Genomic DNA, 14,029 nt, shown 5'->3' with positions numbered 1-14,029 from the left:
GCCCTCACGCGGAAACCGCCGAGCCTTCGCGCTCGGTCACCACAGCATCGGCGCTGTCTTTTTCTGCGGGCGCCACGCGAGCCCAGCTGTTCCAGCCGAGGCGGGCGGGGGCATCGGACTGGCCAAGGCGGCAAAAGGGAATGTCCTCCTTTTTCAGGATCACCTGCACATCGAAATGCAATGCGCTTCCGACGAACAGGCGTGTCAGCGAAAATATCTCCGCAAGCCGTTTCGATCCGGGCGTCAGAGCCAGATAATCCGCGTAGGCGACGGGACCGATCACGATCCGGAAACCACCGCTCATATCTTCGACAGCGCTTCCCGCCGTCGTGTTCTGTCCGAGCCTCAGCCCGGATGCCTGCCCGAGCTGGCTTTGTTCGTGAAGCGGCAAAGCCACCCATCGCCGGCGAAACTGTTCGACATTCACCGGAAGTCCCGTGAATTCACAAAGCATGGAGGTCAGGGCCGAGACATTGCGGTTGCGGCCGGCCAGAAGACCGCTGAAACGCAGAAGCGCTTCTTCGCTCACGCCTGCTTTATCGACCAGACCGGCAGTGCGGAACCCGGTGAGTGCAAGCAGGGTTTTGCGAAAACCGTTCTCCCTCTGATCGGCCGACCAGCGCAATCCCCTTGCAAGGCGGTATTTTTCCGTCGCGGATACGAACAGTTCGCTGAACCTTGCGGCGAACAGATTGAAGAAGCTCGCCAGCGCGCCGGAGCGATTGCGCTCTTCCCGCTGCAGCAATTCGCCATAGGCCGGCGGCAGCGAACCGAGCGGCCCGACAATGGGCGCGAAGGCGGATTTCAGTTCGGCCTGGCCGCGTTTGTGGTTGAAACCGCTGATCGCCAGCGGGGTCGGCTGTGTTCCGCCATGAGCGCCGACGACAATCCCGTCATCCGCCGAAACCAGCTGGGCGACGCGAAACGCGGTGGCGGGCTCAAAACGGCCGGGATCGTCGCTGAGAAGCGCCGCCTGCCGGTCTTTCATGGTTGGCGTCTGCTGTTCCATCCCGGTCTCCTAGAGCAGCGGCCGGTCTGCCGCGCGGGCAGGCCAGCGGGCAATCGGTTTGGAGTGGCCGCGCATCGTCGCCGTCAGCCGGGTGAAACTGTTGATCGAGGTGTAAAGCCCGAAGAAATGATTGAGGACATTGGCGAAAACAAATGCGGCAGGCCGCGCGATCAGCGCGGGGTCGAACTCCACGGTGATGTCCGTTCCCGGCACCATCGCCGAGCCGATCCGGGCATGGGAATTCTGCGCCTCGACATTGCTGATCGCCTCCACCAGCTGCCGGGTTTCCGGGCTGTCCCTGAAGGAATAGAGCGACAGAATGTCCTTCAGCGGCGCGCCGCCGCTGTCGGTGAGGGAGAGATGGTTGAGGAGGAGATGCGAGATCAGCCGCCATTCACGCGCCGAGCGCTCGTTGACGCGGATCGCCGCCGTCGGCGGCATCAGCGCATGGATGGATTTTATAGCCTCGTTGCCGGACGAAAGCTGCAGGAAGGGGTGGCCGCCGCCAAAGGGAAGCTGGCTCGGCAGTTCACGATTGATGCACAGCGTATCGATGCTCGCCACCATGTCGAGCGGTCCAAGCGGTCCGCGCTTCTGATCCACGAAAGCGATGTCCGTATCGGAGGAACCATCGTCGTCGAAACGGCGCTGTATCTGCCAGAAAACGTTTGCACCGTTGTTGCGCTGGGTGCGGCCGAAGAACGGGGAGGTCTTTTCGGTCTGCCCGGAACGGCTGGTCAGTTGAACGTTTTCGACGGCATAGATTTCGCGGGTCCGCTGCCGCCGTGCATCAGGCAGCAGGCGGTATTCCGTGCGCGTGCCATCGAGGCTCAGCGGTTCGCAGCTTTGTTTGAACAGGTTGATGACCGGCGAGGCGTTCAGCACGAAATCCCGGATCGACACCATGCGCTCAAGCTGCGTGTCCGCCGCATCCAGATAGATGTAGAGTTCGCAATCGCCGCCGCTCCATCTTCCCAGCCCGTGGATATCGAGAAAGAGAAATTTCTGCGGCAGCGCGAAGAATTCCGTGAGAAGCCGGTATCCGTCAAAACTGTTGGCCGGATAGGGCAACATGGCCTGATCGCGCGTATAACCCGATGGCGTGAGATTGCCGGCGGGCAGGAAAACGGCTTCCTTGTCCTCGGCGTGCCGCGCAAGCGCCATGCCCACGCAATGATTGGTCAAAAGCTCGTAAAGCGCCGTGGCCTGCTGCCATGCGGCAGCCAGGAAAATCTGAAGCTTCGTCAGGCCCATTTCCGGGAAAGTGCCGCCGCGCGGCGCCGTGCTGCGCAGCGAAAGCCGCAGGCAGCTGGCGGCGCCGGCAAACGAGGCCGAAAAAGGCGCGTCGATCGGCTGGCCGGACAGCGTTGCGGCTGCGATTTGCAGCGGCGCGATTTCCACCGCCTGCGTGGTGCGAAAACGGCAGCTTTCACCACCCACCGGCTCGGCAAGGATTTCGCTGTGCCGGGGAAGTGTCTGCACGGTTGCGAGCGCCGTGCTTGGGGTGAACTGAACCACGCTCATGGACGGGATCGGCGCAAGATAATGCGGGTAGAGCGTTTCCAGGAGGCTGTCCGACAGTTCCGGAAACTCGTCGTCCAGCTTCTGGCGCACACGGGCGGCGGAATAGGCGAAACTCTGGATCAGCCGCTCGACATGCGGATCGTCGGCGACATCGCCCGTCATGCGCAGCCGGCCGGCGATCTTCGGAAACGCCGCCGCAAAACGCGATGCGCGTTTTCGGAGCGCGAAGAGTTCATCATTGTATTTTTCGAGAAAGCCGTCAGCCATTCGTCGCCTCCACCAGGAAACGCTGCGTTGACGGGTCGATCCGGGATTCGAAGCTGATCGGCGGCATGCCTTCCTGAAGGCGGAAACTTGCCTGTATGCGCATGCGAAGCGCCCGGTCGCCATCCGTGCGGTTTTTCAGGATCGTCACATGCACATCGCCAAGGCGTGTTTCGAACAGGGAAATCCGTCGCTCGATGCTGCGCGCGAGCCGCGCCTTGGCGGCATCCGTCACCAGATTGGCCGAAAGAATGCCGTCCACGCCATAGCTCACCAGCGCATCGGTAAGCTCTTTCAGCGCTGCCGGCGGGCCGGCGGGGTTACGGCGGGTATTGAGCAATGCCTCGAGATCGCGGCGGATCACCTCGCGCATCTCGCGCGCCTGATCCTTCAGGCTGACGAGCATATCCGTTTCCGCATCCGGTGCGTCATCGAGCAGCCGATCCAGAACGGAGCGCGAGAGCGTTCGCTGCCGCGCGCGATATTGCTCCAGCGGATCAACCACGGGCGATCTGCCTTTCATCGTCGGAGGCGGCGGAAAGGGAGCCGATCTCGTGGAACGGCACCACATCGTCGCCAATCAGCAGGCAGCGCTGGCCTTGCCCGGTTGCCAGAGGCTGGTCTTCCTCGCTCCATCGGGTTTCCCGGCCGAGGAGGAGGCCGACATCGTCCTTCGCGCCGTGATAAATGGCCGGAAGCAGCACGGATGCGACCGCGCCGTCGCGCAACGTTAGCTCAGCCCCGCGAAAAGCGAGGTCGCGCGGGCGGCTCATCGGGTCGATGGCGAGGCTTTCTATGCGACCGTAATCGATCCAGAGGTAGCGGCCGCCATTGGTCAGCACCTCCAGCGCATGCGGAATCCGGTCGTCCAGATCGCGAATATCGCCGGCGCTCTTGCCGTTGCGGCCGATCGGCACATCGCCGCGTTTATCATCGAGTTCAGCCAGTGCGGTTCTGGCGGCATCCGCATCGCCGCTGCGCGCGGCGATATTCGCCCGGATGGCCAGCTGATCGAGTTCGGACGGACCGCCGGGGAAATCCGGCACCGCGCCGTTTTCGAACCACGCATTGCGTGCGGCCATGGCGCGCAGCTGATGGCGAAAGAGAGAAAAGCCTACGCTTTCCTGCGGCGAGAATGTTGCGGCCAGATTGCATTGCGCATCGGCCTTCTCGTAGTCGCCGGCAAGGACCAGCAGGTCGATGTAGAAATGGCGGCCATCCTTGTCGGTTGGCTTCGTTTTGACGTGTTCGCGCGCAAGCCCGATCGCGTCCTGCAGCCGGTCATCGTCGAGAAGGCGGGAAATATCGTCGCGCAGCGTCATGCGGGTATCCTTTGCGGCTCGGCTGGAGACCGGGATGCAGCGGCGGGCGGCATCATGGTTTCGGCAATGAGGTGGAAGCTCGTAGAGACGTCATCTAGCTGGAAATGCGGCTGGAGGCGCACGGTGCAGGAGAATGTTCCGGGCTTGCCGGGAACTTCGAAGACGTTGATGCCGGCGGAGCGCAGCGGGTAGCGCGTGCGCAGCGCAGCTTCCGCATCGTCATTGCCGAGCGTGTAGGAGGAAAGCCAGCCTTCCAGCTTGCGCTCTATCGTCGAGGCATCGCTCAGCTGGCCGATATCGTCGCGCATGATGACCTTGAGGTAATGCGAGAACCGGGAGGCGCACAAAACATATTGCAGCATGGCCGCCAGGCGGGCGTTCTGTCTTGCCGCTTCGCTGGAATAATGGCCGGGTGCATGCAGGGACTGGTTGGCGTTGAAGATCGCCATGCCGGAGAGATAGGTAGTGGAGACGGGCACGATGCCGAGATCGGAAAATTGCTGTTCCTGTCCGGTCGTCAGCTGCACTTCGACGGGTGGCTGCGCGGAAAGGCCGTTGCTTTCGATGCCGAGATCGAGCGGTGGCAATTGGCGAGAAGAGAGCATGCCGCCATCCACGGCGTCCTGCGTCACACCGCGCAGATCCGCAAACCAGCCGGAATCGACGAAATTGCGCACCACCACCGTTGCAAAAGCGAAGGCGGCATTGCCCCACAGCAGGGTCTCACCGCTTTCCGCCACATGCTCGCGGAATGGAAATCCGTCATCGCGCCCCCGCGCATAGGGCCTGTAGGGTGAGCGCAGCAAAACGCGTGGTGCGACAAGGCCGACAAAGCGGGAATCGTCGCGTGCGCGAAGCGCATTCCACCGCAGGCGCGATTTATCCTGCTTCAGCGAGGAAAAATCGTGAACCCGGCTGAGTTCGGCGAAGTCCTGCAGGCCGACGGCGGAAGGTGCCGCCGCCGCGACGAAGGGGCAGAAGGCGGCCGCAGCCACCATGCCGATCTGCGACAGCGTCGTGATGGAATCTGCGCCCTGAATATCATCGGGGGAAAAGGCGTAGTCGCCGATCAAAAGGCCGACCGGCTCGCCGCCCGGCATGCCGAATTCGCGATTATAGACGACTTCGAAAAGATGGCTCTGGTCGAAGTCGGTAGCGCGTTCCGTGTTGCGGGCAAGATCGCGCCAGCTGGCGTTCAGCAGTTTCACCTTGACGTCTGCGCCGCGGCCAGCCTCACGCACGACCATGGCCAGACCGCGCCATCTCGCTTCCATCGCCTGAAAATCAGGGTGGTGCAGAATGGCGTTCACCTGGCCGGTCAGCGCATCGTCGATGAGAGCGATGAGCTGGTCGGCGAAAATGCGGGCATCCGGAAAGGACTGATGCGCCATGAGCGGGCTCCGGGTGACGAACGGGGCCGGGGTGGCGGACCACCCCGGTCCGGGCTCAGTTCTTGGACGGAATACGGGCGACCATGCGCAGCGAGGTCGTCAGTTCTTCCATCTGCAACCAGGGCCGCATCCATGCGACCGCATTGTAGGCGCCGGGTTTGCCCGGCACTTCCTGCACGGTCACCTTGGCGTCGCGCAGCGGATATTTCGCCCGGCTTTCTTCGCCCGCTTCGTCATTGGCGTTGACGTAGTTGGCGATCCAGCGATTGAGCCAGACTTCGCAATCGGACGCCTCCATGAAGGAGCCGATCTTATCGCGGCCCATCACCTTGAGGTAATGCGCGAAGCGCGACGTGGCCATGATATAGGGCAGGCGGGCTGAAACGGCGGCGTTGGCCGTGGCTTCCGGCTTGTCGTAGAGCTTCGGCTTATGTGCGGTCTGGGCGCCGAAGAATACCGCATAATCCGTGTTCTTGTAGTGGCAGAGCGGCAGGAAGCCGAGCTTGCCCAGTTCCGCGTCGCGGCGGTCGGTGATGCCCACTTCGGTCGGGCATTTCAGATCGAGATCGCCGTCATCGCTGGAGAAGACGTGCATGGGCAGATTTTCCACCCGGCCGCCATTTTCCGCACCGCGGATAGCCGTGCACCAGCCGCTTTTTGCAAAAGCGTCGGTCAGCTTCGTGCCCATGACATAGGCGGCGTTCATCCAGCAATATTCGTCATGTTGCAGATCGCCATTCACCGCACCCCTGGTTTCGTCATAGGCGAAATCGTCAATCGGGTTGGTTTTCGGGCCATAGGGCATGCGCGCCAGAACACGCGGCAAAGCGAGCGTGACGAAACGGGAATCGTCGCTTTCGCGGAAGCTGCGCCACTTGGCATACTCCACGGTGTCGAAAATCTTCTCCAGATCGCGCGGACGGGCGAGATCGCGATAATCCTCGAAACCGAACATGTGCGGGCTTGCCGCCGAGATGAAAGGTGCGAAAGCGGCCGCCGCAATCGATGAAACCCCCTGAAGCAGCTGTACGTCATCGAAGGAATTGTCGAATTCGTAATCACCGATGATCGCGCCGAGCGGTTCGCCGCCGGGTGTGCCGAATTCGTCTTCGTAGATCGCCTTGAAGAGACGCGACTGATCGAATTCCACGGCCTTTTCCAGATCGCGCGCCAGTTCCCGCTTGCCGGCGTTCATGACGCGGATCTTCAGGTTGACGCTCGTTTCGGAATTCTTGACGAGATAGTTGAGCCCGCGCCAGGTGCCTTCAAGCTTGGCGAATTCCGGCGCCTGCATGATGGCGGCGAGCTGTTCGGAAATCGTTCGGTCCAGTTCGGCAATGGCGTGGTTGAGGGTGACGGTGAGGTTGCGGTCGTATTTGATCGTTCCCTTCAGCGCCTGGTCTGTCAGCGTGCGCAGAAGATTTTGCGCGCGGTCCGGTTCGGTCTGGCGGGTTGCGGCAACCACCTTGGACAGCAGTCCCTGATCTTCGGCGGTCGTTGCCTGTGCTTCGTTTTTCAGCAGGCTTTCAGCGCTCATGTTTCAGTCCTTCCACATGCGGCTTCGAGAAATGCCGCTTGAACAGTTGAAGCCCCGCAATCGGGGCCGTTCGGGGAGGTTTTCCTCCGCACAGGCGATTATTTGCTCTCGCCGTTCTTTTCCTTGAGTTCGGAAACCAGCGTTGCGAGATCGGTCTTGTTCTGCAGAATATCTTCCAGCATCCGCTCCAGATCTTCCGAACGGTCGGCCTTGGAAAGCAGGTCGCGCAGTTCGTTGCGGGCGTCCAGAAGCGCCTTGAGGGCGGGAACCTGCTGCACCACGGCGCCGGGTTCGAAATCGTCCATGCTTTCGAACTTCAGGTTGACCTGCATGTCCGTGCCGTCTTTCTGCAGCGTGTTGGCAACGGCAATGTTGAGGCCAGGCGTCATGCGGCGCATCACCTCATCGAAATTGTCGCGGTCGATCTGAACGAATTTGCGTTCGCCGAACGGCTTCAGCGGCTGGGTCGGATTGCCCGAGAAATCGCCGAGTACGCCGACGACGAAGGGCAGTTCCTTGACCACCATCGCGCCTTCGGTTTCGACTTCGTATTTGATGTGGACGCGGGGCTTGCGAACCCGTTCCAGCTTTTCGTGTACACTTGCCATTTCAACCTCCTTGATGCCCCTTGGCATGGCTGACTGTGAGGGGACGGGTTTCCGCCCCTTGCCTCGTTATTTTCCGTTGTTGTCTCCGCCGGGCTTGATCCCGGCGGCCGTCAGAACTGCATTGCGGGCCTGTGCCTCGGGCAGAAGCTCCGCCAGCAGTTCGGAAAAATCCATGCGTCCCCTGCGAACCAGCGTTTCGATGGAAAGAGAGATCGGCGAATGCGGTTCGGTTCGGCGAAAGTAACGCGCAACCGAAAGAAGAGTTTCAAACGCTTCATCGCGTGAAGATATGCCTTCCGGTGACGTCGCTGCTGTTCGTATCGCCGGTTGTCCGTTGTCGTTGGTTCCAGGAACCGCGGCTGCCGACTGCTCGACCGGTGCCGGCTCCTGCTCGCGCCCGCCCAGCGTGCGAATGGCCGCAGCAGCTTCGATGAGCGTGTTGCGGATGTTGGAGCTGGGGGGTGCGGACTGGCCGCAGCGTTCGGAAAGAACCGCCATGATGGCGTCGAAGCTGGAGAGGCAGGCGTTGACCTCGGCCAGATGGGAAGACATGGCGGCAACGCCTGCTTCCGACGCCAGCCGATACAGTTCTTCGCGCCGTTTGCTCTCGTTGGGTCGCTGCGCTAGCTGGAAATCCCAGAGGCTGTGCTCTCCAAATTTCCCTCCGGGGATCAGCGGCGCAAGCCGGAGCGGCTGCACAAGCGTTCCCTCGGTGCCGATGCCGTTCAATCCCGCAAAAGGTGCAAATTTTTCCTCATCATTATCGTCGCTGATGGAATGCAATGAGTCCCAGTGGTTGTAAAAAAGATCGCCACAAAGCTCATAGATTTCTCGCAATCCAGGAAAGCCGCGCAGCCGCAGGCTTGCTTCGGCAAGCCACGCCAATATTTCTATGTCCTTGCTTTCGGAATATATAATCTGCAATCCAAGATTGCTGACATTGTCCCAGCTACTGGAAATCTTTAAGTTATCCTGTGGGGACGCGGCACGCTCTTCTGTGCGTGCCTGGTTTCTTTCATCCTTAATTCTGTAGTATATTTCACGCGTTCTTGAATCGATGCGGATGTTTTCTCCGCAATCTCCAAAAAACTCTATATCTCTTTTAACATGCGGCGCGTTCAAGAGCAGTCTATCCCCAGAAAATAGTAATGGATTTTTCGTAGTTACTTCCCTTACGTAAGGCTATTCCTCAGACAGACTTATTCAAAATGTGTCTAAATTGTGGCGTCTACTGCCTAATCTAACCCGATAAAAAATAAACTTCGGGGTGGACAACCCGGTTTCATCATCATAGTTATTCCACGTCACGTTGTGGAATGAACCCGGGCAGGAGGCTCATTGCATGTCGCATATCGATCTCAATCGCCTCGTTGAAGCGCTTGAGCCTGACCTGCGCGTCACGCTTGAAGCAGCGGCTTCCGTTGCGGTGCGTATGGGGCACAGGTACGTGGATATCCCGCATTGGCTGCTGGCGGTTGTAGATGCCGGTATCTATGCGAAAACATTCGAGGAATTAAAAATTCCACTTCCGGTATTGCAGGCGGAAATCGGCCGCAGCCTGGAAGAGGCCGTTATCGGCGATGGCGAGGCTTTGTCGCTCTCACAGAACATTCTGACGGCGGGCCGTGAGGCATGGGTTCTCGCGTCGCTGGAGGCCGGGCGCGACCGCGTTACGCTTTGCGATCTGCTTCTGGCGATGGACGAGGAAACCTCGCTTCGCTCTTTCGTCCGCTCGGCATTTCCGTCGCTGAAGGCGATGGATCGCGCGGCTCTCGAACGCCTTCGCAGTTCGGTTGAAGACAGCAGCGGAAGAGAAGTTCCTGCCGCGGCGGCGGGTGCCGCGACGGCCGCCGGCCAGAACGATTTTCTGCGCCTTTACACCCAGGACATGACAGCCGACGCCCGGAACGGCAAGGTCGATCCGGTGATCGGGCGCGATGATGAATTGCGCCAACTCGTTGATATTCTTACGCGCCGTCGTCAGAACAATCCCATTCTGGTGGGTGAAGCCGGGGTTGGCAAAACGGCGGTCGCCGAAGCGCTGGCGCTCGAAATCGCTTCCGGAAATGTGCCAGAAAAATTGCGCAACGTCCGCCTGCTAAACCTCGATATTTCGCTGCTGCAGGCCGGTGCCGGCGTGAAGGGCGAGTTCGAGCGCCGTCTTCATGGCGTGATCGATGCGGTAAAACGCTCGGCCGAGCCGGTCATCCTGTTCATCGACGAGGCGCATGGCCTTGTCGGCGCCGGTGGTGCAGCCGGACAGGGCGATGCGGCCAATATTCTCAAGCCCGCTCTGGCGCGCGGCGAAGTGCGCACCGTCGCGGCCACGACCTGGAGCGAATACAAGAAATATTTCGAAAAGGATGCGGCGCTGACGCGTCGTTTCCAGCCCGTGCATGTGCGCGAGCCGGATGAGACGACAGCGATCCGCATGTTGCGTGGTGTCGCCGACAGCTTCGTCAGCCATCATAACGTTGTGGTTCGTGACGAGGCGATTGTGGCGGCGGTGCAATTATCGGCGCGTTACATGCCGGCGCGGCAATTGCCGGACAAGGCCGTCAGCCTTCTCGATACGGCCGCGGCTGCCGTTTCGCTGGCGCGGCAGACCCTGCCGGAACGGCTGCGCGCCATGGAAAGCGAGCGGCGTCTTCTGACCGATGAGTTGAACTGGCTTCTGCGTGAACCGCAGGATGACGAGATGCAAAGCCGTATCCAGTCGATACGCGACGAAGTCGAGAAGCTCGAGAGCGGGATCGACGATCTGCGCGGCCGTTACGATGCGGAAATGGCTGAACTCAGCGAAGAGCAACCCGTTGAAACCGGCGCATCGAATGTGTCGCGTCTGCGGCCTGCGGCTGAGACCAAACCGGTAAATGCCGAAAGACTCGTGCCGACGGTGGTCGACCGTGAAGCGATTGCATCCGTCGTATCGCGCTGGACCGGTATTCCGCTCGGTAAGCTTCTGGCCGACCAGATCGAAAGCGCGCGCACATTGGATGCGCGCATGCGCCAGCGGGTCGTGGGGCAGGATGCTGCAATTACCCGCATTGCCGATGCCATGCGCACCGCCCGTGCCGGATTGTCCGATCCGCGTCGCCCGCCCGCCGTGTTCTTCCTCGTGGGCATGTCCGGAACGGGAAAGACCGAGACGGCGCTTTCGCTCGCCGATCTGCTTTATGGCGGCAACAGCCATCTGACGACGATCAACATGTCGGAGTTTAAGGAGGAGCACAAGGTTTCGCTGCTTCTCGGTTCGCCGCCCGGTTATGTCGGTTTCGGCGAAGGCGGCGTGTTGACGGAAGCGGTGCGCCGCCGACCGTTCGGCGTTCTCCTTCTCGATGAGATCGACAAGGCCCATCCCGGCGTCCAGGATATTTTCTATCAGGTGTTCGACAAGGGCGTGCTCCGCGATGGCGAAGGCCGCGATGTCGATTTCAAGAACACCACGATCTTCATGACGGCCAATACCGGTTCGGAGCTGCTGGCCGCGCTTTCCGCCGATCCGGATACGATGCCGGAAGGCGAGGCGCTGGAAGCGCTGCTGATGCCGGAACTGACCAGACAGTTCAAGCCCGCATTCCTCGGGCGCACGATCATCCTGCCCTTTATGCCGCTCGGTGCGGAAGAGCTCGCAAGGATCGTGGATATGCAGATCGGCAAGATCAGGGAACGCGTTCTCGCAACATACGGCGCCGACCTGACCCTTTCCGATACCGCGCGCGACGCGTTGGTGGCGCGCGCCGGTGCAAGTGAAATTGGCGCACGCGCCATTGAAATCATGATCGGCAAGGATCTCCTGCCGCCTCTTTCCAGCTTTTTCCTCGAAAAAGTCATCGCGGGAGAACGCGTGGGCAAGATCGTCGTCGATTTTGGTGAAAACAGGTTCGGCATTCGTGCCGAAGCGGCTGGGGAAACAGATGAATTCGCCACGCCCGAAGAGGGTGGGGTGGGTGAAGTTGCCGCGTCGGAAGGGGCTACCCGACGCATGCGGCATTAAACGAAGGGTAACGCGGCCTCGAAGCAAGAGGTCATTTCAGCTACAGGAGCTTACAGCATGCCAATTTATCTGCAGATTGACGGTATCCAGGGCGACGCCACGCATGAGGAACACCGCAAGTGGATGGACATCGAAGCCATTCACTGGAACGTAGCGCGCAACATGAACACTTCTGCCGGTTCTGCTGCAAACCGCGAAGCATCCGAACCGACCATTTCGGAAGTCATTCTGACCAAGGTTAGCGATTCTTCTTCCACCAAGCTTTTCCAGGAAGCCTGCGCTGGCCGCACTGGCAAGCTCGCAACCATCCATCTGGTGACAACGGGTAATCCGGGCAACACCTATATCGAGTATCTGCTGACGAATACGCTCATCGCCAGCTACTCGGTGGATTCCAGCGGTGACCGTCCGGTGGAAACCATCAAGCTCAACTTCACCAAGATGGAAGTGAAGTACACGCCGTTCGACGACAACAACTCGCCGCAGTCCCCGATGATCGCCTCTTACGATCTGGCGACGACGAAGGCCGCTTGATAGCGACGCGACCCGGTGCCGGTATTTGCCGGCACCGGAACGTTTTCATTGCAGTTTTGCGGCTCACGTCGTGATGTTTCTCATCCACGTTGGACGAGGCGGGTTTTTCATGCGCTCCCTATATGCGTTTTTTGTTTCCGTGCCGGTTGTTCTGGCTCTGTCCGGTCTTTCGCCGGCGGGTGCCGAGGAACGGACTTGGATATTCTCCGGTGCTGAACTCAAGCAGGCCATCGAGGGCAAACTTGCCCCGGAAGTGTCTGATCCGGAAATGCGGCGGCTGGTTTCCGTCGCAAAATCGAGCGCCTATATCGCCGGTGTGGCCGATCTGACAAGCGGATCGGACTGGTGCGGTGCGGGCGCCGTGGCGCCCCATGAACTCACCGACCGGATCTACACCTATCTCGGCGATCTTCCTGCGGAAAAACTGGATGAACAGGCAGCCCCTCTCGTGCGGGAGGCGCTCAAGGTCTCCTTTCCCTGTGAGCAGAAAAGTAACTAGTGGGACGAACGATGCGCGTTAACTTTGACACTCTCTATAAGAATTATCCGAGCAGCGACCCGTCGCATCCAAACTATCTCAGCCAGCGTGATCTGTTCACGGAAATCGGCTGGGACGATTTCATGGGCAATCCGAACTACCACAATACCTGCGCCATTCGCGTCAGCATCGCTTTCGTGAAGTCGGGCATCAACATCGTGCCCGCCTCGCACCGCATCCAGAAGGGCCCCTATGCCGGAAAGGGCATAGAGGTGAACATGCGCCGCCTTGCCAGCCTGATGAAGCGGACGAGCTATCTTGGCGAACCCGAGCCTTTCACCCCCGCGACGGCGCGCAACGGCATCGGCGCGCGCAATGGCGTCGTGGCGTTCAACAATATCCCCGGCTACACAGGCGGCGGTCATATCGATCTTGTGCGGGGTGGCTCCGAAGCCACCCAATGCGCTTCGGCCTGCTACTACAATTCGGAAACGATCTGGTTCTGGCCCCTGCAATCCAGCCGCGGGTCCTGATTAGGAGTATCCCATGAACGACCAGCCGTCTTTTTCCGATTTCGTTCAGGCGAGCCGCGTTCTGAAGGTGTCTTCGCCACTCGGCGAAGACCAGCTTCTGCCAGAGCGCCTGTCCGTCGAGGAGGGCGTATCGCAGCTCTTCGACATTCGTCTGACGGTGCGTGCCAAGAAGGAAGCGGTCAAGCCCGAAGAGCTGATCGGACGGCTGGTCGATATCTCCATCGAGATCAGCCAGGGCGACGGCGATGGCGGCGGTGTTCGCCGCCCCTTCAACGGCCTGGTGACGGAGCTGCATGAAGGCCCGCCTATCACCCGCGGCATGCGCTCCTATGCGCTGACGATCCGCCCGCAAATGTGGCTTCTGTCGCGCCGGTCGGATTGCCGTATCTGGATGGACAAGACGGCGGTGGAGGTCGTCGAGACGCTGTTTTCCGAACACGGCATTCCCGCTCCCGATACATCGGGCATCATCTCGCCGCCGCCCGCACAGCATTACAGCGTGCAATGGAACGAGACGGATCTCGATTATCTCACCCGCCGTTTTGAAGAGGACGGCCTGTTCTACTGGTTCAGCCATGAGGATGGTTCCCACAAGCTGCATGTGGCCGATAGCGCCAGCGGCTGGCTTGGGCCCTCGCCGGCCGCGCAGGGGGAGGGGACGGTGCGTCTGGCGCAGGGGTCTTCGGATCGCAATCACATCAACGACTGGGCGCGGCGTTTTTCCTATGTTTCGGGCCAGCGCGCTGGCGCGGACTGGAATTTCGAGACGCCGGGCATGGTGCCGGGCACGATGACACCGTCGCTGGTGCAGATGCCGGATGCGACGAAGCGC

The 14,029-nt window shown here is 60.5% G+C and carries 13 protein-coding genes; 5 read left to right on the top strand and 8 right to left on the bottom strand.

What is annotated here, in order from left to right:
• Positions 1-4 precede the first annotated feature (4 nt).
• The 8 genes from tssG to tssA form a co-directional block, all read right to left on the bottom strand.
• Positions 5-1,009, bottom strand: coding sequence for a type VI secretion system baseplate subunit TssG (gene tssG, locus BTE54_RS13890; protein WP_078052838.1), 1,005 nt, complete (start codon positions 1,007-1,009; stop codon positions 5-7).
• 9 nt (positions 1,010-1,018) lie between these two features.
• Positions 1,019-2,800 carry a type VI secretion system baseplate subunit TssF gene (tssF, locus tag BTE54_RS13885; RefSeq protein ID WP_078052837.1) on the bottom strand — a complete coding sequence of 594 codons (1,782 nt, stop codon included), beginning with the start codon at positions 2,798-2,800 and terminating at the stop codon, positions 1,019-1,021.
• The gene (gene tssE, locus BTE54_RS13880; protein WP_078052836.1) at positions 2,793-3,302 is read right to left on the bottom strand and encodes a type VI secretion system baseplate subunit TssE; all 510 of its coding nucleotides are present in this window, start codon (positions 3,300-3,302) and stop codon (positions 2,793-2,795) included. The genes tssF and tssE overlap by 8 nt, the downstream gene beginning before the upstream one ends.
• Entirely contained in the window at positions 3,295-4,119 is an 825-nt protein-coding gene (locus tag BTE54_RS13875) for a type VI secretion system accessory protein TagJ (RefSeq protein ID WP_078052835.1), read from the bottom strand. The genes tssE and BTE54_RS13875 overlap by 8 nt, the downstream gene beginning before the upstream one ends.
• On the bottom strand, positions 4,116-5,510 hold the full coding sequence (gene tssC, locus BTE54_RS13870; RefSeq protein ID WP_078052834.1) for a type VI secretion system contractile sheath large subunit: 1,395 nt from the start codon (positions 5,508-5,510) through the stop codon (positions 4,116-4,118). Before tssC (BTE54_RS13870) ends, BTE54_RS13875 begins: the two co-directional genes overlap by 4 nt.
• A 55-nt stretch (positions 5,511-5,565) precedes the next feature.
• Complete coding sequence (gene tssC, locus BTE54_RS13865; protein WP_078052833.1) at positions 5,566-7,047, bottom strand: type VI secretion system contractile sheath large subunit; 1,482 nt, start codon at positions 7,045-7,047, stop codon at positions 5,566-5,568.
• Positions 7,048-7,145: 98 nt separating this feature from the next.
• Complete coding sequence (gene tssB / locus BTE54_RS13860; protein WP_078052929.1) at positions 7,146-7,655, bottom strand: type VI secretion system contractile sheath small subunit; 510 nt, start codon at positions 7,653-7,655, stop codon at positions 7,146-7,148.
• Between the two features lie 66 nt (positions 7,656-7,721).
• Complete coding sequence (tssA, locus tag BTE54_RS13855) at positions 7,722-8,777, bottom strand: type VI secretion system protein TssA (RefSeq protein ID WP_078052832.1); 1,056 nt, start codon at positions 8,775-8,777, stop codon at positions 7,722-7,724.
• A gap of 220 nt (positions 8,778-8,997) precedes the next feature.
• On the opposite strand from tssA, the gene tssH reads away from it, so the two are divergent.
• From tssH to tssI, 5 genes are all read left to right on the top strand, one after another.
• Positions 8,998-11,652: a type VI secretion system ATPase TssH gene (gene tssH / locus BTE54_RS13850; protein WP_078052831.1), complete on the top strand. Its 2,655-nt coding sequence runs from the start codon at positions 8,998-9,000 to the stop codon at positions 11,650-11,652.
• Positions 11,653-11,709: 57 nt separating this feature from the next.
• Positions 11,710-12,186 carry an Hcp family type VI secretion system effector gene (locus BTE54_RS13845; RefSeq protein ID WP_003504561.1) on the top strand — a complete coding sequence of 159 codons (477 nt, stop codon included), beginning with the start codon at positions 11,710-11,712 and terminating at the stop codon, positions 12,184-12,186.
• 109 nt (positions 12,187-12,295) lie between these two features.
• Positions 12,296-12,685, top strand: coding sequence for a Rap1a/Tai family immunity protein (locus tag BTE54_RS13840; protein WP_078052928.1), 390 nt, complete (start codon positions 12,296-12,298; stop codon positions 12,683-12,685).
• Between the two features lie 11 nt (positions 12,686-12,696).
• The gene (locus BTE54_RS13835) at positions 12,697-13,197 is read left to right on the top strand and encodes a type VI secretion system amidase effector protein Tae4 (RefSeq protein ID WP_078052826.1); all 501 of its coding nucleotides are present in this window, start codon (positions 12,697-12,699) and stop codon (positions 13,195-13,197) included.
• Positions 13,198-13,210: 13 nt separating this feature from the next.
• The coding region (tssI, locus tag BTE54_RS13830; RefSeq protein WP_143240718.1) for a type VI secretion system tip protein TssI/VgrG at positions 13,211-14,029 on the top strand (819 nt) is incomplete at its 3' end.

This window comes from Agrobacterium sp. YIC 4121, from assembly GCF_002008205.1.
Lineage (GTDB): Bacteria > Pseudomonadota > Alphaproteobacteria > Rhizobiales > Rhizobiaceae > Agrobacterium > Agrobacterium leguminum.
Note: the sequence above shows the minus strand (reverse complement) of the source record. Positions and strands in the feature narration are given on the sequence as shown.

What these genes read in the sequence shown, in the direction of transcription:
- tssG (WP_078052838.1), bottom strand. Translation starts at nt 1,009, where the DNA reads ATGGAACAGCAGACGCCAACCATGAAAGACCGGCAGGCGGCGCTTCTC.
- tssF (WP_078052837.1), bottom strand. Translation starts at nt 2,800, where the DNA reads ATGGCTGACGGCTTTCTCGAAAAATACAATGATGAACTCTTCGCGCTC.
- BTE54_RS13875 (WP_078052835.1), bottom strand. Translation starts at nt 4,119, where the DNA reads ATGACGCTGCGCGACGATATTTCCCGCCTTCTCGACGATGACCGGCTG.
- tssC (WP_078052834.1), bottom strand. Translation starts at nt 5,510, where the DNA reads ATGGCGCATCAGTCCTTTCCGGATGCCCGCATTTTCGCCGACCAGCTC.
- tssC (WP_078052833.1), bottom strand. Translation starts at nt 7,047, where the DNA reads ATGAGCGCTGAAAGCCTGCTGAAAAACGAAGCACAGGCAACGACCGCC.
- tssB (WP_078052929.1), bottom strand. Translation starts at nt 7,655, where the DNA reads ATGGCAAGTGTACACGAAAAGCTGGAACGGGTTCGCAAGCCCCGCGTC.
- tssH (WP_078052831.1), top strand. Translation starts at nt 8,998, where the DNA reads ATGTCGCATATCGATCTCAATCGCCTCGTTGAAGCGCTTGAGCCTGAC.
- BTE54_RS13845 (WP_003504561.1), top strand. Translation starts at nt 11,710, where the DNA reads ATGCCAATTTATCTGCAGATTGACGGTATCCAGGGCGACGCCACGCAT.
- BTE54_RS13840 (WP_078052928.1), top strand. Translation starts at nt 12,296, where the DNA reads ATGCGCTCCCTATATGCGTTTTTTGTTTCCGTGCCGGTTGTTCTGGCT.
- BTE54_RS13835 (WP_078052826.1), top strand. Translation starts at nt 12,697, where the DNA reads ATGCGCGTTAACTTTGACACTCTCTATAAGAATTATCCGAGCAGCGAC.